This is a genomic window from Corynebacterium sp. Z-1 (assembly GCF_031844665.1).
Classification (GTDB): Bacteria; Actinomycetota; Actinomycetes; order Mycobacteriales; family Mycobacteriaceae; genus Corynebacterium; species Corynebacterium sanguinis.
Map to the genome: position 1 here is coordinate 1,037,965 of NZ_CP134621.1, position 17,569 is coordinate 1,055,533.

Genomic DNA, 17,569 nt, shown 5'->3' on the forward strand with positions numbered 1-17,569 from the left:
GCCAACGCGCGTGATTAGGGCGATAATGGCGAGCATGTGCGGACGATTCGTTCTCTTCACCAGCGGCACCGACCTCATCGAGGAGGTCGCGACTCTGCCGGGCATCTCGCGTGTCGACGCCCCAGACGGCACCCCGCCGCCGCGCTACAACGTCGCGCCCACCCAGCAGGTGCCGCTGATCCGCTTCGACGGCGAGGTCGCCGCCCTCGACTCGGCGCGCTGGGGTCTTCTGCCGAGCTGGAAGAAGGACGATTCCGGCCCGCCGCTGTTTAACGCCCGCGGTGAGACCGTCGCCGAGAAGCCGGCGTTTCGCTCGGCGTTCAAGGCTCGGCGCGGCCTGATGGTGCTCGACGGCTACTACGAGTGGAAGGACAAGCAGCCCTACTACGTCACCCCCTCGGAGGGCATGCTGTACGCGGCCGCGCTGTGGGAGACGGGGCTCGACATACTTTCCACCACGATGGTCACCACCGACTCGGTGGGCGACGACATGACGTGGCTGCACAACCGCCTGCCGCTGTTTCTCGCCCGCGACGAGATCGAGCAGTGGGTGCGCGGCACGCCGGAGGAAGCGCTCGAGCTGGTGCACCCCTCGCGCGTTGCCGGCGACCTGTCGTATCGCCCGGTATCCAAGGATGTGGGCAACGTCCGCAACGATTTCGCCGAGCTTATCGACGCTCCCTAGACGCCCAGCTGAACAAACTCCGCGCCGGTGAGGCGCGCCAAGTCGCTTGGGGCGAGGGAGATGGACAGGCCGCGCTGGCCGCCGGAGACGGTGACGGTGGGCAGGGCAGCGCAGGGGGCATCGATAAGCGTGCGCAGCGCCGTTAAAGTGCCCAAAGGCGAGATGCCGCCGATGATGTAGCCGGTGGCGCGCTGGGCGCGGCCGGGGTCGGCGAGTTCGGCGTTTTTCCACCCCAGGGTGTGCGCGGCGGCCTTGAGGCTCAGGCGCTTCGAGACGGGGACTAGGCACAAGGCCAGGTCGCGCTCGTGCTGGACGACGAGGGTTTTCAACACTGCGTCGGCGTCGAGGCCCAGCTCGGCGACGGAGTGCTCCCCAAAATGATCGTGGCTGGGCGCGTAGCTCAAGATCTCGTGGTCAATCGCCGCCACGGCCTCGACGGCCCGGGTTCTTTTCGCCATGGTGCCCCACAATAGGCCAGCGGCCGGTAGCTACAATGATCCCCATGGCCGACACTGACGTGCACAAGCGCTTCACCGAGGAGGCGATGCCGCTTCTGGACCAGCTCTACGGCGGCGCCCTGCGGATGACGCGCAACCCCCAAGACGCGGAAGACTTGGTGCAGGAGACCTACCTCAAGGCGTTCAACGCCTTCGAGAGCTTCAAGCCCGGCACCAATTTGAAGGCCTGGCTGTATCGGATCATGACCAACGCCTACATCAACACCTACCGCAAGAGGCAGCGCAGGCCGACTGAGACCTCGACCGAGGACATGACCGACCACCAGCTCTACACCACGAGCTCGCACGACTCGACGGGCCTGGAATCCGCCGAGGTCGCCGCGCTCAAGGGCATGCCCAACGGGCGGATCTCGGAGGCGTTCGACGAGCTCAACGAGGACTACCGGATGGTCGTTTACATGGCCGATGTCGAGGATATGGCGTACAAGGAAATCGCCGAGGCCCTCGACATTCCGCTCGGCACCGTGATGTCGCGGCTGCATCGGGGAAGAAAACAGCTACGCGTGTTGTTGAAGGATGTGGCCAACGAGCAAGGAATCGGTCTGGAGGAGAAGAAGTAGATGAGCACTGATTGCCCGAAGTGCGAGAACGCGCACCGAATGTTGTGCGAATTGCTCGACTCCGAAACTAGCGCCGAGCGCGCCGCCGAGATCCGCGACTTCATCCAGTCCTGCCCCGAGTGCTTCAGCCGCTACGAAAACGAGCTGGCCGCGCGCACGATCGTGCAGAAGTGCTGCGGCGCCTCCCACGCCCCGGACCACCTTCGCCAGCGCATCATCGCCTCGCTCACGACCGTGTCCATTACCCAGATTCACTACCGCGGGTAATTTCGCCGGCTGCTTGAGAGATGCGAAACGCCCTCCCTGCCTGAAATCCGGCGGGGAGGGCGTTTGCGCGTGCGCTCTATTTAAGAGTTGGGGCGCTTGCCGCGGTTGGCGCTCTTCTTGCGGCGGTCCTTCCGCTTACGACCACGCTTGCTCATGGTGCCTCCTTTAAGGGGTAAATGGTGTCTCGTTTCCCCACTTTATCGCCCGCCTAGGCGTGCGGAGAAATCGGGCCACTCAGTTTTAGAAGGGGTTAGGCGGTCAGGCGTGCGCGGCTGCGGGCGCGCTGCTTGTTACGGCGCTTGAGCGCGCGGCGCTCCTCCTCGGACAGGCCGCCCCAGACGCCGGCGTCCTGGCCGGTCTCCAGCGCCCACTTCAGGCACTGGCTGGTAACGGGGCAGCGGTTGCAGACGAGCTTCGCCTGCGCGATCTGGGTGAGTGCGGGGCCGGAGTTTCCGACGGGGAAGAACAGTTCGGGGTCTTCGTCGCGGCAAACGGCTTCGTGGCGCCAATCCATGGTCAATACTCCTTTAGTCGGTGGTTTCAGTCGGTTTTTAAGATTTTGTGCGCACCACAAGTGCCCCCAGATGATCTGGGTGCACTGTACGTTTCAACACCGCAGGTGTTGGGCGGAGCTCCCCGGTGGATCCGGGATCCGTCATCCATTTCCCTGCTGTTAACCCCGTGGTGGCTTGGGGTTAAGGGCTGTGTAACCAGCCTGTCGTTTGAGCTACCCGGAAATAATGGCATGTCCCAGCGAACTCCGCTAGGGGTAGAGTGCAAAATGTGACGGAGATCATATTTTTCCATTCATCAAAATCGGGTCGAATTGGTCAACACCCACGAAATTTGGCCGGTGCTTCAACGCCGTGGCCTGCATGTTTAGGTGTTTTTGGGGGAGCACGCGGCCTAGTGCGGGGTCAAATCGCTGGCAGCCGTGCTGTAGACGCCGGAGTAGCGTTTACGAGGTGTTTACGGGGAGTTTGCGGCGGGGATAGACTTGAAAACCGTGACTGAGAAACGGAATCCCATTGACGAAACCGAGCTCGCCGCGCTCAGCGTCCCAGCTGTGGTCAAGTTCGGCGCGGCGGTCGTCCTCGCGCAGTGCCTTGTCCTGTTCGGCTACTCGATCTGGCTGATCGTGACCAACGTGCGCGGCACGGCGGCGTCAAGCTTGGAGTCCGCCTCCGCTGCCACGGACTTCGTGGGCATTGGCACCGCGGTGTTCCTACTCATCGTCTTCGGCTTCGTCGCCTTCCACGCCGCGCGCACTCTGGCCGGACAGCCCTCTGGCCGTGGCGCGATCGTGCTCATCGAGGCCATCCTGCTCGGCGTGGCCGTCTACATGTTCAGCGGGGGAGCGGTGCTGCTCGGCATCGTCACCTTGATCTCCGCGCTCCTCGCGCTCGTCGGTGTGTTCCACCCCGCCGCGGTCCACTACTGGGAAGCGCGCTTTATCGCCCGCACCCGCGGCTAATTCGCCGAAAACACCACCAGCTCGCCGCCTCGCTTTTCGACGACCACGCCCCCGGCGCCAGCAACCCCCACCGTGCCCGTGTAGCCGCCGCGATCAATACTGATCACCCGCTCCACCTCGCGGGTGTCCCAGTTGGCCACGGCCACACCCTGGTCCGTGGCGAAGAGCAGCCTGTCGCCGGCCGCGACACCGGGCCCGAGCGCGCCTTCAAACTCCCCGCTAAAACGCAGGCTGTCCGGCTCAAACAACCCGAGCGTGTTCGGGGCAAAGTAGGTCATGTGGTGGGGCAGGTCGGCGGCTTCGTGTGTCGCCGAGTCGGGCGCGGGCCCGAAATCCGGGGCGGGTGACGCCGACACCTCCTCGCCACCGGTGTTGTAGGCGCGGACCTCGCGGGAACCGGGGTCGTACACCGCCGCAACCTCCGGTGACACCGCGATCAGATAGGCCGACTCGGCGATCGAGACATTGGCCTCGATCTCCGGCTTGCGGGAATCCTCGGGCGTGGTGGTTTGCAGGCGCAGCCACGTGCCGTCGTCGCAACGCTCGGTCACCGCGAGCAGCTCTTTGCGGGTCAGCGCCGAGGTGATCCCGCAGGCGTGCGGCTGCATCCCGGACTCCTGTGGAGCCTCGACCCGGCCGTACTCCACGGTGCGGACAAGGTCCGAGCGCCACAGCTCCACGCGCTCAGAGCTGACGTAACCCACGCGATCGTTTGACGACAGCGAGGCCACCTCGTCCGGCGCCACCGACGAGCGCGTGGCCGAGTACGTGCCGGCCAGCGCGTCCAGCGCCACGACATCGCCGCACCCCGCGTTGCCGCGGTAGGTGGCGATCACCTTGCCCCAGGCCTGGTCAAGTGTGCACAGCTCGAGGTCGCGCTGATACGTCCACGCCGTCTCGCCCTGCGGCGTCGACGCGCGGAGCGTGCCGTCGGCGTAGGAAATGATCATGCCCTCCGCGATAACCGGGGAGACTCCCGGCGAGGTGTCGGGCAGGCGGAAGGACTCCTGGAGCGTTGTTGGGGGCGTCGATAAGCGAGCGGCGCTTTCGTACTGCTTCTCGGCAGGCGATAGCTGGGAGGCGCGGATGGGAGCGGTGAGAAAGGCCGCGGCCACGAGGACCAGCGAGACCACGGCGATAACCGCCGATGCGATCAGGTCGCCACGGGTGCGTCGATACGGAGCACTCACCGGCGCTTCCTTTCGCGCGAGCGGCGCGGGGTCGGGTCGCCGTGGACGGTGACCGCCGGGCCGACGCGCTCGCCCGCGGAGTCGGGGATGTCGAATCCCTGGTAGAGCTCGGGCGAGGTGGAAAACCACTCCGGCGGCTCGGGCATCTCTAGGCCCAGCTCGGTGTTGATGGCGGCCCACTTCGGGCCCTCGTCGAAGCCGACGAGCGTGACCGCGATCCCGGTCTGGCCCGCGCGGCCCGTCCGGCCGATGCGGTGGACGTAGGTCATGGGGTCATCCGGGGTCTGGAAGTTGATCACGTGGGTGACGTCGTCGACGTCGATGCCGCGCGCGGCGACGTCCGTGGCCACAAGGATGCTCACCTCGCCGCTGCGAAACGCCTTGAGCGCCTGCTCGCGAGCGCCCTGGCCCAGGTCGCCGTGGACGGAACCGACGTCGAAGCCGCGCTCGGCAAGATCGCGCGCCACCTCGGCGGCGGTGCGCTTGGTCCGCGTGAACACGATCGTGCGGCCGCGGCCGCGGGCCTGCAGGATCCGCGCGGTGACCTCGAGCTTGTCCATGCGGTGCGAGCGAAACACCACCTGGCGCGTAGTCGAGTGCGTGCTCGGGGTGTTCGCGGCCTCCGCGCGGATGTGCACAGGCCGGTTCATCAACGAGCGCGCGAGCGTCAAAATTGCCCCGGGCATCGTGGCCGAGAACAGCATCGACTGCACCGGCTGCGGCAGCGCCGCCCACAGCTTCTGAATGTCCGGCAGGAAACCGAGGTCGAGCATCTCGTCGGCCTCGTCGAGAACCAACACGGCCACGCGATCGAGCTGCAGGTTGCCGCGGTTGAGTAGGTCGATCAGGCGCCCCGGTGTTCCCACCACGACGTCGACGCCGCTGCTCAGAGTGGCGATCTGCGCCTCGTAGGGGCGGCCGCCGTAGACGGTGGTGATCCGCACCGGGGTGTACTTCGCCGCCCGGGTCAGGTCGTCTCCGACCTGGACGGCCAGCTCGCGCGTGGGCACGATAATCAGCGCGCGGGGGGTGCCGTCGAGTTCGGCGACGTCGGCATCGTCGAACACCCGATCAAGCAGGGGAACGCCGAACGCGTAGGTTTTGCCCATGCCCGTGCGCGCCTGCCCGATAACGTCCTTGCCCGCCAGCGCCAGGGGGGCCGCGAGCTCCTGGATGGAAAACGTATGCGTGATCCCGAGCTCACCTAACGCGTCGACAATCTCCGCCGCGACACCGAGCTCAGCGAACGTCGGCGCGAGTTTCTCTGCGGGATCTTTTGCGTCTGGCACACGCTCATCTTAGCGTTGGTGCATTTTCGTCGGCGGATGCAGTGGATGCTGCTGGCGATAATGCCCTCTATACAATGGTGTCCACTTGAGAAAACCAATGAAAACCAATCTGAGACAAGGACAGTGAATCTAGGCACATGGATATCAGGATCGGACTTTCCGACAGCCAGCGCGAGCTCGCCGTTTCCAGCAACGACCTGCAGGAGGACGTACTCGCCCGCGTGAGCACGGCGATCGCGGAAGGCCAGCCAACGCTGACGTTGGAGGACGACAAGGGACGCAAGTTCCTCGTCCGCACCGAGCGCATTGCCTACGTTGAGGTAGGTAACTCCAACGCGCGCGCCGTTGGCTTCGCCCGCTAGCGCCGGGTTAGATTGAGGCGTATGACACATAGGCACGGCCACGAGCCCCACCCCAGGCCCGAGACTCGCGAGAAGGAGCCGTCGTTCTTCGTCCGCTTCGCCCGCGAGTACGGCTGGCGTGCTTACGCCATCCCGGTGCTCGCCGTGCTGACCGTCTTCGTGCTGGTCAACATGGTTTCTAACCCGGGGGAGGCGGTGGTGGCCTCGCCGGTGGCGGACACCTCTGATTCGCGCCAGGGCGATAGCGCGCACAACCACGAGGCCAGCCCCGCGCGCGAGCCCGCGAAGCTGCCAGAGGGCAGCGTCGGCTTGGAGGACCTGCCGCCCGGCGGGCCGTTTACCGAGCGCGGCGAGGGCACGTTCCGCACGATCGGGGCGCCCGGCGCGGCGGCGGGCCGGGGTGAAGAGCTGGTCTTGCGCTACATCGTCGAGGTGGAAAACGGCCTCGACACCAGCCTGTACGGCGGCGACGACGCGTTTGCGGCGCTTGTCGACGCCACCCTCGCGGACCCGCGCGGGTGGACCAACGACCCGCGCTTCGGCTTCGAGCACGTCGCCGCCGACCAAAACCCCGACCTGAAGATCCAGCTCACCTCCCCGGGCACGACGAAGGCCAACTGCGGCGGCGACCTCGGGCTGGAAACGAGCTGCCGCACCATGGCCACCGGCGTGAGCACGGTCGTGATCAACGAGGCCCGCTGGGTGCGCGGCGCCGCCCCCTTCGAAGGCGATCTGGGACGCTACCGCCAGTACCTGGTCAACCACGAGGTCGGGCATGCCCTCGGTTTCGCCGAGCACGTTCCCTGCCCAGAAAACGGCGCCTTGGCGCCCACGATGATGCAGCAGACGCTGAGCCTGAACAACGCTGAGCTGCACAGCCTTGACCACGACGAGGTGTACCCGGACACGAACGAGACCTGCCTAGCTAACCCGTGGCCGTACCCGCGTCCGGCCGTTCTGTAAAGAGGGGGACAGTATGCCAATTCCGGGGCACGTGTTATCCGCATTCCAGGTCGACGGGATCGCACCCGTTAAGCTGGGCGCGGCGTGGGATTTCGGCGCGCGCTACGACCGCGTCGTGGTGTCAGCAGCGACAGCCACCTCCGCGTGGTCTGCGAAGGTCCGAGAGCGCTTTACCTCCCCGGGCGTCCTCGTGGCACGGCCCGTGCGCGCCACCGATGGCCGAGTCGTCGTCGGCGGCTTTCGGGCCAGCGAGTTCATCGAGGGCGATATCGCAGCGCGTGCCGACGAGGCAGTCGCCGCCGCGCTGGCCTTCGACGAGGCGATGGCCGGCGTGGACGCCCCGACAGTCGAGCGCACCGACATGTGGGCGGAGGCGGATCGCGCGGTGTGGGATGCGGCGGCTCCAACTGGACGGGTGTCTGTGGCCCACCTCGACTTCTTCGCCTGCTGCCTGTTTTCGGGCACGTTGCCGCCAGCGTTGACCGACATCGTCCCGTCTGCCGAGCCGCGCCCGCGCGGGTACACGGCGGCGCTCACGCTTGTCGACGCCCTTCTCAACGAGGCCGTCGATGAGCGCATTGTCTCTCGCTGGGCGCACATCCCAGACCTGGGTGCGCTGGCGCTCAAGGCGTGCGAGTTTCGTGAACTCACCAGCGCGTCTTGCCGCGGCGAATCGAATGTGAGTGCTAATTTGGGGCGGGTTCGCGCGCTGGTGTCGATCTAGCCTGGCACAATCGGTGCCCATGGCGACAGACAACTCTCTTCCCGCACCACCGCGGGCCTACCTTGTGCCGCGCCGCCGCCGCACTGAGCAGCGCTCGTGGGCCCAACCCCTGCCCACGAGCGGGACCTGGAAGGTCACGGGCGAGGCGGGCTCGGGAGTCAGTAGCTTCCTCATTGACACCGTCGTGCGCGCCGTCGAGTCCGGCGCCGACCCCCGCGGCATCCTGGTCATCAGCTCGTCTAAGGAATCGGGCGCGCGCCTGCGCGTCGAGCTGTCCGACCGGCTCGCTGCCTCCGGGTTCGTCATCGACGAGCCGATGGTGCGCTCCGTGCACTCCCTGGCGTTCGCCTTGCTGCGTCAACGCGTGGACGGTGATATCCGGCTGATCTCCGGCGCCGAGCAGGACGCCGCCATCCGCCAGCTCCTCCAGGGCCACGCCGAGGACGGGCGCGGCACATGGCCGGAGCAGCTGCGCCCCGCGCTTTCCATGGTGGGCTTTGCCCGGCAGCTGCGCGACTTCCTCCTGCGCGCCGTGGAACGCCAACTCACCCCGGATGACTTGCGCGCCCTAGGGCAGGCGCACAACCGCCCGATCTGGTCCGCAGCCGGCGACTTTTTAGACGAGTACCAGCAGGTCATGGCGCTTAACCCGGCACGCTTCGTCAGCGCCTCCGAGCTCGTCTCCTCGGTACTGCGCGGCGAGATCGACGGTCGCTGGCACACCGTCGTCGTCGACGACGCGCAGCACCTCGCGCCTGCAGCCGGCGAGCTCGTGCGCCGCCTTGTAGAGCACGCCTCGCTGGGTGTCGTCGGCGGCGACCTCGGCCAGAGTGTGTTTCACTTCCGTGGGGCGTCGCCACGCTTTTTTGCGAACCTCGGGGGGCTCGACCACGAGGTCATCGACCTCGGGGCGTCGCGGCGCGCACCGATTGCCCAGGCGGCGGTGTGTGACAGTAGCGCGGCCCAGCACTCCATCGTCGCCGACACCGTGCGCCGCGCCCACCTCGAAGGCGGCGTTGACTACCGCGAGATGGCCGTGATCGTGCGCTCGGTCGGCTCGATCGAGTCCGTTCGGCGCGCTCTGCTGCACGCCGGCGTTCCGGTCATGCTCAACCCCACCGACGTGGTCTTGAGCGAGCAGCGCATCGTCGCCGCGCTCATCCTCGGCCTGCGCGCGCTGGAGGGGGAGCTGAGCTCCGCCGAGTGGCGCGACCTTCTGCTCGGCCCGGTCGGCGGCACCGACCCTGTCACCCTGCGCCGCTTGTTGCGCGGGTTGCGCCGCTGGCAGCCGGAAGAACGTGCCGAAGACACTCTGCGCCACCTGCTGCGATCGACCCAGCCCCTGCCCGATTTCGGCGTCATGCTCACCGAGCGTGAGCTGTCCATCCTGGGCCACGTGCGCGCCGTGCTCGACGCCGGGCGCGGCGAGCTTGCCCAGGGCAGCATCGAGGACGTCCTGTGGGCGGTGTGGAACGCGACCGGCCTGGCGAACCGCCTGCTCACCGCCGCGCTGCGTGGCGGGGCGACGGGATCCCAAGCCGACCGCGACCTCGACGCCGTGATGGCGCTTTTCGACGCCGCCGGCGACTACGTCGAGCGCCGTGTCGGCGGCTCCAACGTCGCAGGTTTCGTCGCGCACATCGCGGAGCAGGAGCTGCCCACCGGCGTGCGCGATAGGCGCACCGCCACGCCGGACGCGGTCGCCCTGCTCACGGCGCACGGTGCGGTGGGGCGTGAGTTCCACACCGTCGTCGTCGCGGGTGTGCAAGAGATGCAGTGGCCGTCGTTGGCGGAAACCGGCACGATGTTCTGCCAAGAAGAGCTCGTTGATCTTGTCGACAACAACGTCGACCCCGCGGTGCCGGTGAGCCGGAAGGCGGAGCAGCTGGCGGAGGAGAAGCGCCTGTTTGACGTGGCCACCAGCAGGGCCACCCACTGCGTGCTGGTCACGGCCGTCGACGAGCCTGACGGCGAGGAGGTGATCCAGCCCTCGCGCTTCATCGAGGAGTTCTGTACCAGCCACTCCATTGCACCAGCACGCGTGACAACGGCCTCGAGCTCCGCCGACCCCGCCCCCGGGGCGGACGAGCTCACCGCCGTTCGCGTGCTCGCGCGCGACGACGTGATAGCGGAGCTGCGCCGAGCCCTTCAGGATCCCGGCGTTGGTGAGGCGGGGCGTCGACAAGCTGCGCGACAGCTCGCGCGCCTTGCCGACGCGGGCGTGCCCGGCGCGGACCCCGGAGAATGGTGGACGACGACCGAGGTCGCCTCGCACGAGGCGCTCGCCGTGCCCGAGAGGCTCTCGCCTTCGCGCATCGAAAGCCTGCTGGCCTGCCCCATGCGCGAGGTGCTCCAACGCATGGTCGGCCTCGACTCCTCGCTGCACATGGTGTGGGGTTCGATGGCGCACGCCTACTTCGAGGCCCTCGGCCGCGGGGTCGATGAAGCCTACGCCCGCGAAGCGGTGCTCGACGCGCGCCGCAGCGTCGACGACGCGCCCGGGTGGAAGCTCGAGCGCGAGATCGCGGAGTTCGACGCGCTGCTGCAGCGCACGCATCTCTGGCTGCAGACCTCCCGCGCGGCGTTCGAGCAGGTCGCCGTCGAGGCCGACATCGACGTCACCATCGCCCCGGGCCTGCGCATCGTGGGCCGCGCCGACCGCATCGAGCGCGACGGCAGCGGCGCACTGCACATCGTCGACCTGAAAACCGGCTCAGCCCTGCCTTCCCAAGCAGAGGCCGAGGCCAACCCGCAGCTCGAGGCGTACCAGCTCGCGCTGTCGCGTGGCGTCGTGGACGGTGAGACGGTGCGCAGCGCCGCGCCGGGCGAGGCACCCAGCGACGTCGGCGGGGCGGTGCTCGTCTACCCCAAGGCGGACAGGAAGGCAGTGGCGACGCGGGAGCAGGCGTCGAAAAGCGAGGAGCGGCTCACGGAGTTCGCGGAGGTCGTTGCCCCGCTCCCGCAGCTGGTGGCAGGCCCTGAGCTGCTCGCCTCCGCCGGTGCCCACTGCGACAGGTGCGCGGTGCGCGCGCTGTGCCCCGTACAACCAGAAGGACAGGTGGTTCCCCGTGGCTAACGCCCCCCACACGCCGATGAGCCCCACGGTGCTGTCGAAGTACCTCGGGCAGGCCTACCCGCCGACTGAGCAGCAGGCGGACATCATCGGGGCCGACCCGGGGCCCTTGCTCGTCGTTGCGGGCGCCGGAGCCGGCAAGACGGAGACGATGGCGGCGCGCGTCGTCTGGCTCGTTGCCAACGGATACGCGCGCCCCGAAGAGGTTCTCGGGCTGACGTTTACGCGCAAAGCTGCCCAGGAACTGAGCAAACGCATCCGGGACCGGCTCGGCGTCCTCGCAGCGAACGATGCGCTGCTGCGCCGCCTCGACCCGAGCGGAGAGCTCGCCGACACGCTGCGAGTCATCGCACCGACTGTCGCCACCTACGACTCGTACGCGGGGGACCTGGTGCGCGAGTACGGGCTGTTGGTTCCCGTCGAGCCGGACGCGCGCCTGATCACGGCTGCGGAGCTGCACGCGATCGCCCACGAGGTCGTCCTCGGCTACCGCGGCACGCTTGTGGCGGAAAGCGGGAAAAACCCGAGCGTGGCCACGGTCGTCAAGAATGTCCTCGGCCTGGTCACCTCGATGGGGAACTCTCTGATGCAACCGGAGTTTATCGCCGAGCATGCGCACGACTTCCTCGCTGAGACCGAGTCCCTGCCCGGCCGGGGCAACCCCCCGACCTTTACCGGTAAAATGACCGGCTGGCGCGACACCCAGGAGCTGCGTCGCGCCTACCTGCCGCTGGTGGAGGAGCTCAACGCGCAGCTGCGCGAGCGCGGGCTGGTCACCTTCAACGAACAGATGTCTGTGGCCGCCCGGCTCGCCCACGACCACGAGTTCGTCGGCGCGTCCCAGAGCCAGCGCTACCGGGTAGTCATGCTCGACGAGTACCAGGACACCTCTCACGCCCAACGCGTGCTCCTGCGCAGCTTGTTCGGGCAAGGCCCCGACGACGACTCCCGGCGCCACCCGCTGACCGTCACCGCCGTGGGTGATCCGATGCAGGCGATTTACGGGTGGCGTGGAGCAACGGCTGCCAACCTCGCTGCCTTCGTTGAGGACTTCCCGGAGCCGACCGGCGCGCTCGCGCCCACGAAGCAGCTGACCACGTCGTGGCGCAACCCGGCAGAGGTGCTCACCCTGGCTAACTGCGTCTCCGACTCTCTGCTGGGCACCGGCAGTGACCGCGTCGTCGCCGCGCTCGAGCCCCGCCCTGGCGCGGGCGCAGGCGAGGTTGAGCTGGGGTTCTTCGAGTACGAGGATGAGGAGCTCGACTTCGTCGCCGACACTCTTGCGGCCCAGTACGAGGCTGCCCGGGCCGCGGGTGAGCCGTTCAACGCGGCCGTGTTGGTCCGCGCGAACAAGACCTCGCCCGAGGTCGCGGAGGCGCTCGACGAGCGCGGCGTGCCCTTCGAAATAGTCGGGCTCGCCGGGCTGCTCGACGTCCCCGAGGTCGCCGACGCCATCGCCATCGCGGCGATGCTGGTGCGCCCCGGAGACTCCGCCGCCGCACTGCGCATCCTGGCTGGCCCCGCCGTCGGGCTGGGTCTGGCCGACCTCGATGCGCTCTCGCGCCGCGCCGCTAACCTGCGCGGGGTGACGCCCACCGCAGTACAGCTGGATGAAGCCGCCGACCCCACCAGCCGGTTTGAGGCGCAGCTGCAGGAATCTGTGGCGGAAGCCCAGCGCATCACCGCCGGCGCCGACACCCCGGCGGGGCTGACCGACGCGGTCGCGGACTTGGGCGAAACCGAGCGCTACACCCCCGAGGGCCTGCAGCGCATCAAGTCGCTGGCCTCGAAGCTGCGCTGGTTGCGCACGCACGCGCTCGGCAAGCGCCTGCCCGATGTCTTCGCCGACATCATCTCGGTATTCGGAATCCGCACGGAGGCGCTGGCGCGCCCCTCGACGACGGGCACCGTCCACCTCGACCGTCTGCTGGAAGAGGTCGCCTCGTACCCCGGAACGAGCCTGACGGCGCTGCTGGACTACTTCGAGCTCGCCCGTGAGCACGAGGGCGGGCTGACCCCGGGCACTGTGCCGGTGCGCACCGACCGCGTCCAGATCCTCACCGCCCACAAGGCGAAGGGACTGGAGTGGGACACGGTCGCCGTGGTCCGGGCGGACGCGGAAACTTACAAACCGATCGTCTCGACCTTCCTCACTCAAGCCCAGATCGTGCCCGACGAGGATTTCGACGCCTTTGACGACGCCGAGACGCGCACGCAGTTCGCCAAAGCCGCCAACGCCTACTGCGAGTCGGTGCGCACCAAGTTGGAGGAAGAGTCTGCGCGGCTGTTCTACGTGGCGGTGACCCGTTCGGCGCGCAAGCTCATCGTCACCGGCTCGGCGGTAAAGCATGGCCGCAAGAAGGTCGCCGAGCCCTACAAGCACTTCGCCGCTATCCGTGACCTCGTGCCCGAAACCAGCGTCGTTCACTGGTACGACGGCCACTCTGCAAGAGACGACGAACAAGTCGAAGAGCATGAAAATGCCGCGCCGGAGCGCACCGGGTTGTGGCCCCACCTGCGCGTCGAGCCGGGCGATGCCGAGGCCGCCGCGCTGGTCGCGCAGGCGCGCGAGAACCTGCCCGAGCTCAGCGCGGGCGAGCTCTACGGCCTCTGGGAGCGCGACACGAGCGCCCTCATCGAGGAACACGTTGCCGCGGCCAGCGGGGAAGTGCCCGTCATGTTGCCGGGCGAGCTCACCGCCTCCGACGTGGTGGCGCTCAGCGCCGACCCGGAGCAGTTCGCCCGCCGGGCCCGCCGACCCGTCCCGTTCAAGCCCAACACCTACGCCAAGCGCGGCACCGCGTTCCACGAATGGCTGGAGGAGTTCTACGGCGCGCGCCCCCTGCTCACAGAAGATGAGCTGCCCGGAGCCGATGAGTCCGAGGTGGATACGGGCACGCTTGAGCAGCTCAAGAGCAACTTCGAGAGCAGCCACTGGGCGCAGCGCACCCCCGCTTTCGTGGAGCACCCCTTCGAGCTCGCGCTGGGCGAGTCGGTCGTGCGCGGCCGCATGGACGCGGTGTTTGTAGACGACAACGGGTGGACGGTGGTCGATTGGAAGACGGGTACAAAGCCCGCGCCCGCGCAGATGAAAAGCGCGATGCTGCAGCTTGCGGTGTACCGCGAGGCGTGGCGTCGAATAGCGGGCGACGGCCGGGATGTGCGCGCGGTGTTCTTCTACGTGCGTACGGGGGAGGACTACGAGCCCTCCGACCTGCCGGGTTCGAATCAGTTGGAGCAGCTGCTTCGGCAATCCTCGGCGGAGGGGATAAAGTTCCTCTCAGATTCAGCTGAGGAAAGGGAGTAAACAGCAGTGAGACTCCGCAGGAACCCCATGGGGGTGACGTGGCGCGACCGGTTTCAGGCCGACGCCGACGTCAGCAGCATGCCCGTGCACACGCTGCTCGACGTCGTCACCATCCCCACTGCGGAGCAGGCGACCCCCTGGGCGATCATCCTGCGTCGCTTCCTTTATGCCTCAATCTTGATGGTCGTCGTTTCCGTCATCGTGTACGTCGACCGCGATGGCTATTCCGAGCCGCTCACGTTTATCGACGCCCTTTATTATTCGGCGGTGTCGCTGTCGACAACCGGCTACGGCGACATCACACCTGTGACGCAGGGCGCGCGACTGATGAACATCTTCGTGATCACGCCGCTGCGCATCGCGTTCCTATTGTTGCTCGTCGGCACCACGTTGTCGGTCCTCACCGAGGATTCCCGCAAAACCCTTCAGATCCAGCAGTGGAGGAAAACTGTGCGCAACCACACCATCGTGCTCGGCTACGGCACCAAGGGCCGCTCCGCCATTGACGCTTTGCTTGCCGACGGCGCCTCGGCGTCCAACATCGTCGTCGTCGATAAGGACGCGGCGGTGCTCACGCGCGCCGAGAAGCGCGGCCTGGTCACCGTGCACGGAAACGCGACGAAGTCTGACGTGCTTAAGGTCGCCGGTGTGACCCGGGCGCGCTCCGTCGTGGTCGCCCCGTCTAGCGACGACACCGCCGTGCTGATCACCCTGTCGGTGCGCGAGCTTGCCCCGAGCGCGATGATTGTGGCGTCGGTACGCGAGAGCGAAAACCAGCACCTGTTGATGCAGTCCGGTGCGGACTCGGTCGTGGTGTCTTCCGAAACCGCCGGCCGTCTGCTTGGCATCGCGACGGTCACCCCGCCGGTGGTGGCCATGGTGGAGGACCTGCTCAGCCCGGACGACGGCTTCGCGGTGGCGGAGCGCCCGATTGGCGACGACGAGGTCGGGGCAAACCCGCGCCACCTCGCCGACATCGTGCTGGGCGTGGTGCGTTCCGGCGAGCTCTACCGCATCGATTCGCCGGAGGCGGAAACCGTCGAGCCGGGCGATCGCCTCCTCTACGTGCGCCATACCCGCGACCTGCCGGGCAAGGCTGAGGGCGTCAATGGCAATTGATCTTTCGCTTCTCGACGACGACCAGCGCGTCGCCGCGACCGCCCCGCGCGGCCCGGTCTGCATCTTAGCGGGCGCAGGCACTGGCAAGACCCGCACGATTACCTACCGAATCGCGCACCTCATCGACCAGTCCGTCGTGTCGCCGCAGAAGGTCCTCGCCGTGACCTTTACCCAGCGCGCGGCGGGCGAGATGCGCGATCGCCTGCGCGTTCTCGGCATCGGTGGTGTGCAGGCGCGCACCTTCCACTCCGCGGCGCTGCGTCAGCTGCGCTACTTCTGGCCACAAATTGCCGGGGACTTGCCGTGGCGGCTGCTGGACAACAAGTTCCCCCTCGTCGGCCGCGCCGCCCGCGCCGCGGGTCTCGACTCCGGCAAGGAAATGGTGCGCGACCTGTTGAGCGAGATCGAGTGGGCAAAAGCGTCGGTGATCGGCGCGGACGACTACGCGGAGAAGGTCGCTGGTACCAAGCGCACCCTGCCGGCGGACCCGGTGAAGGTGGCCCACGTCTACCGCCTCTACGAGGAGGCCAAGACCAGCCCGGAGGGGATGCTGCTCGACTTCGACGACCTGCTGCTGCACGTCGCCGGCGCCCTGGAGAACGCCCCCGCGGTGGCAGAGGAGTTCCGCATGCAGTACCAGACGTTCGTGGTGGACGAGTATCAGGACGTCACCCCGCTGCAGCAGCGCGTGCTGGAGGGCTGGCTCGGTCAGCGCGACGACCTGACCGTGGTCGGGGACGCGAACCAGACGATTTACTCGTTCACCGGCGCGACCCCGGATTACCTGCTGAACTTCTCGCGCACCTACCAGCACGCCACGGTGGTGAAACTGCAGCGCGACTACCGCTCGACGCCGCAGGTCACGGACCTGGCGAACACGGTGATTTCGCGCGCGACGGGCCGCGCCGCGGGCACCCGCCTCGAGCTCGAGGGCATGCGCCCGCCCGGCCCCGCTCCAACCTTCGCCGCGCACGACGACGAGCCGACCGAAGCGCGCGAGGTGGCCCGGGCGATCCGCTCGCTTCTCGACGCCGGCGTGGCCGCCCGCGAGATCGCCGTGCTCTACCGCATCAACGCCCAGTCCGCGGCGTTTGAAGCGGCGCTGGCGGACGCCGGTATCGTCTACCAGGTGCGCGGCGGTGAGGGGTTCTTCCACCGCGCGGAGATCCGCGAGGCGATAAACACCCTGGTCGCCGCAGCGCGTCGCGACGACCTGCCGGACGACCCGGTGGCCGTCGCGCGCGCTGCGTTCGCGCCGCTGGGGCTCTCGGCGCAGGAACCGGAGGGTGCGCAGGCGCGCGAGCGCTGGCAAACGTTAAGCGCCCTGGTGGACCTGATCGAGGAGATCGTGAACACCCAGGAGGCATCGACGCTGACCGACGTGCTGCGCTCCCTGCGTCAGCGCGCCGACGCGAAGCAACCGCCAAGCGTCGATGGTGTCACCCTGGCCAGCCTGCATGCCGCGAAGGGCCTGGAGTGGGACGCGGTGTTTTTGGTGGGGCTGGTGGAAAACACCCTGCCCATCTCGCACGCGATCAAGGCGGGCGACGCCCAAGTGGAGGAGGAGCGCCGCCTGTTCTACGTCGGCATCACCCGCGCCCGGGAGCACCTGCATATGTCATGGTCCCTGGCTCGCCAAGAGGGCGGGCGGAAATCGCGCAGCCGCACTCGCTTCCTCGACGGCATCGCTCCCGAGCTCGACGTGGAGAAATCCCCCGACAGGTTGAAGCGCTCCCGCGCGTGCCGGGTGTGCGGCAACCCGCTGGACACCCCGGCGGAAAAGACGTTGGGCCGCCACGCGGACTGCGAGCCGGAGTACAATGAGGACGCGTTTTTCGCGCTCAAGGCGTGGCGCCTCGATGTCGCCCGGGAGGCGGGACACCCGGCCTACATGGTGTTTTCCGACGCTACCTTGCTGGCTATTGCGGAAGCCATGCCGTCAACAGAGGCGGAACTGCTGGACATTTCGGGTGTCGGCCCGGTCAAGGTGGAAAAGTTCGGCCACGGGGTTCTGGAGACGCTGAACCAGTTCCTTTAG

General features: G+C 67.6%; 16 protein-coding genes. 11 read left to right on the forward strand and 5 right to left on the reverse strand.

Annotated elements, in window-relative coordinates:
- The first annotated feature begins 34 nt into the window (after positions 1 to 34).
- A complete protein-coding gene (locus RIU96_RS05100; protein WP_144317322.1) occupies positions 35 to 685 on the forward strand; it encodes an SOS response-associated peptidase in 651 nt (216 codons plus the stop codon).
- On the opposite strand, the gene RIU96_RS05105 is transcribed toward RIU96_RS05100, so the two are convergent.
- On the reverse strand, positions 682 to 1,143 hold the full coding sequence (locus tag RIU96_RS05105) for an aminoacyl-tRNA deacylase (RefSeq protein WP_259792643.1): 462 nt from the start codon (positions 1,141 to 1,143) through the stop codon (positions 682 to 684). The genes RIU96_RS05100 and RIU96_RS05105 overlap by 4 nt on opposite strands.
- A 35-nt stretch (positions 1,144 to 1,178) precedes the next feature.
- Here RIU96_RS05105 and RIU96_RS05110 point away from each other — a divergent pair, with 35 nt between their 5' ends.
- Positions 1,179 to 1,763, forward strand: coding sequence for a sigma-70 family RNA polymerase sigma factor (locus RIU96_RS05110; protein ID WP_396136762.1), 585 nt, complete (start codon positions 1,179 to 1,181; stop codon positions 1,761 to 1,763).
- A complete protein-coding gene (rsrA, locus tag RIU96_RS05115) occupies positions 1,764 to 2,030 on the forward strand; it encodes a mycothiol system anti-sigma-R factor (RefSeq protein ID WP_136652945.1) in 267 nt (88 codons plus the stop codon).
- Between the two features lie 80 nt (positions 2,031 to 2,110).
- On the opposite strand, the gene RIU96_RS11955 is transcribed toward rsrA, so the two are convergent.
- Both RIU96_RS11955 and RIU96_RS05120 read right to left on the reverse strand, forming a co-directional pair.
- Positions 2,111 to 2,185 (reverse strand): 50S ribosomal protein bL37, encoded by a 75-nt coding sequence (locus RIU96_RS11955; RefSeq protein WP_095066802.1) that lies wholly within the window; start codon positions 2,183 to 2,185, stop codon positions 2,111 to 2,113.
- 95 nt (positions 2,186 to 2,280) lie between these two features.
- On the reverse strand, positions 2,281 to 2,544 hold the full coding sequence (locus RIU96_RS05120; RefSeq protein WP_136652944.1) for a WhiB family transcriptional regulator: 264 nt from the start codon (positions 2,542 to 2,544) through the stop codon (positions 2,281 to 2,283).
- A gap of 492 nt (positions 2,545 to 3,036) precedes the next feature.
- Between RIU96_RS05120 and RIU96_RS05125 the strand changes: the two genes are divergently transcribed.
- Complete coding sequence (locus tag RIU96_RS05125) at positions 3,037 to 3,504, forward strand: hypothetical protein (protein WP_136652943.1); 468 nt, start codon at positions 3,037 to 3,039, stop codon at positions 3,502 to 3,504.
- On the opposite strand, the gene RIU96_RS05130 is transcribed toward RIU96_RS05125, so the two are convergent.
- Both RIU96_RS05130 and RIU96_RS05135 read right to left on the reverse strand, forming a co-directional pair.
- A complete protein-coding gene (locus RIU96_RS05130) occupies positions 3,501 to 4,694 on the reverse strand; it encodes an Rv3212 family protein (RefSeq protein WP_259810433.1) in 1,194 nt (397 codons plus the stop codon). The genes RIU96_RS05125 and RIU96_RS05130 overlap by 4 nt on opposite strands.
- The gene (locus tag RIU96_RS05135; protein WP_144690343.1) at positions 4,691 to 5,983 is read right to left on the reverse strand and encodes a DEAD/DEAH box helicase; all 1,293 of its coding nucleotides are present in this window, start codon (positions 5,981 to 5,983) and stop codon (positions 4,691 to 4,693) included. The genes RIU96_RS05130 and RIU96_RS05135 overlap by 4 nt, the downstream gene beginning before the upstream one ends.
- Before the next feature lie 137 nt (positions 5,984 to 6,120).
- Between RIU96_RS05135 and RIU96_RS05140 the strand changes: the two genes are divergently transcribed.
- From RIU96_RS05140 to RIU96_RS05170, 7 genes are read left to right on the forward strand one after another with little or no spacing between them, the layout of a single operon-like run.
- Complete coding sequence (locus RIU96_RS05140) at positions 6,121 to 6,345, forward strand: DUF3107 domain-containing protein (protein WP_136652940.1); 225 nt, start codon at positions 6,121 to 6,123, stop codon at positions 6,343 to 6,345.
- 21 nt (positions 6,346 to 6,366) lie between these two features.
- The gene (locus RIU96_RS05145; RefSeq protein WP_136652939.1) at positions 6,367 to 7,308 is read left to right on the forward strand and encodes a DUF3152 domain-containing protein; all 942 of its coding nucleotides are present in this window, start codon (positions 6,367 to 6,369) and stop codon (positions 7,306 to 7,308) included.
- Between the two features lie 31 nt (positions 7,309 to 7,339).
- Complete coding sequence (locus RIU96_RS05150) at positions 7,340 to 8,032, forward strand: hypothetical protein (RefSeq protein ID WP_246062717.1); 693 nt, start codon at positions 7,340 to 7,342, stop codon at positions 8,030 to 8,032.
- A 19-nt stretch (positions 8,033 to 8,051) separates the two neighbouring features.
- Complete coding sequence (locus RIU96_RS05155; RefSeq protein ID WP_144317314.1) at positions 8,052 to 11,108, forward strand: ATP-dependent DNA helicase; 3,057 nt, start codon at positions 8,052 to 8,054, stop codon at positions 11,106 to 11,108.
- A gap of 16 nt (positions 11,109 to 11,124) precedes the next feature.
- Positions 11,125 to 14,412 carry an ATP-dependent helicase gene (locus RIU96_RS05160; protein WP_144318563.1) on the forward strand — a complete coding sequence of 1,096 codons (3,288 nt, stop codon included), beginning with the start codon at positions 11,125 to 11,127 and terminating at the stop codon, positions 14,410 to 14,412.
- Positions 14,413 to 14,439: 27 nt separating this feature from the next.
- Positions 14,440 to 15,531, forward strand: coding sequence for a potassium channel family protein (locus tag RIU96_RS05165; protein WP_144318562.1), 1,092 nt, complete (start codon positions 14,440 to 14,442; stop codon positions 15,529 to 15,531).
- Positions 15,521 to 17,569 carry an ATP-dependent DNA helicase UvrD2 gene (locus tag RIU96_RS05170; protein WP_311205162.1) on the forward strand — a complete coding sequence of 683 codons (2,049 nt, stop codon included), beginning with the start codon at positions 15,521 to 15,523 and terminating at the stop codon, positions 17,567 to 17,569. Before RIU96_RS05165 ends, RIU96_RS05170 begins: the two co-directional genes overlap by 11 nt.

What these genes read in the sequence shown, in the direction of transcription:
- RIU96_RS05145 (WP_136652939.1), top strand. Translation starts at nt 6,367, where the DNA reads ATGACACATAGGCACGGCCACGAGCCCCACCCCAGGCCCGAGACTCGC.
- RIU96_RS05165 (WP_144318562.1), top strand. Translation starts at nt 14,440, where the DNA reads ATGGGGGTGACGTGGCGCGACCGGTTTCAGGCCGACGCCGACGTCAGC.
- rsrA (WP_136652945.1), top strand. Translation starts at nt 1,764, where the DNA reads ATGAGCACTGATTGCCCGAAGTGCGAGAACGCGCACCGAATGTTGTGC.
- RIU96_RS05170 (WP_311205162.1), top strand. Translation starts at nt 15,521, where the DNA reads ATGGCAATTGATCTTTCGCTTCTCGACGACGACCAGCGCGTCGCCGCG.
- RIU96_RS05140 (WP_136652940.1), top strand. Translation starts at nt 6,121, where the DNA reads ATGGATATCAGGATCGGACTTTCCGACAGCCAGCGCGAGCTCGCCGTT.
- RIU96_RS05120 (WP_136652944.1), bottom strand. Translation starts at nt 2,544, where the DNA reads ATGGATTGGCGCCACGAAGCCGTTTGCCGCGACGAAGACCCCGAACTG.
- RIU96_RS05110 (WP_396136762.1), top strand. Translation starts at nt 1,179, where the DNA reads ATGATCCCCATGGCCGACACTGACGTGCACAAGCGCTTCACCGAGGAG.
- RIU96_RS05155 (WP_144317314.1), top strand. Translation starts at nt 8,052, where the DNA reads ATGGCGACAGACAACTCTCTTCCCGCACCACCGCGGGCCTACCTTGTG.
- RIU96_RS05100 (WP_144317322.1), top strand. Translation starts at nt 35, where the DNA reads ATGTGCGGACGATTCGTTCTCTTCACCAGCGGCACCGACCTCATCGAG.
- RIU96_RS05160 (WP_144318563.1), top strand. Translation starts at nt 11,125, where the DNA reads ATGAGCCCCACGGTGCTGTCGAAGTACCTCGGGCAGGCCTACCCGCCG.
- RIU96_RS05105 (WP_259792643.1), bottom strand. Translation starts at nt 1,143, where the DNA reads ATGGCGAAAAGAACCCGGGCCGTCGAGGCCGTGGCGGCGATTGACCAC.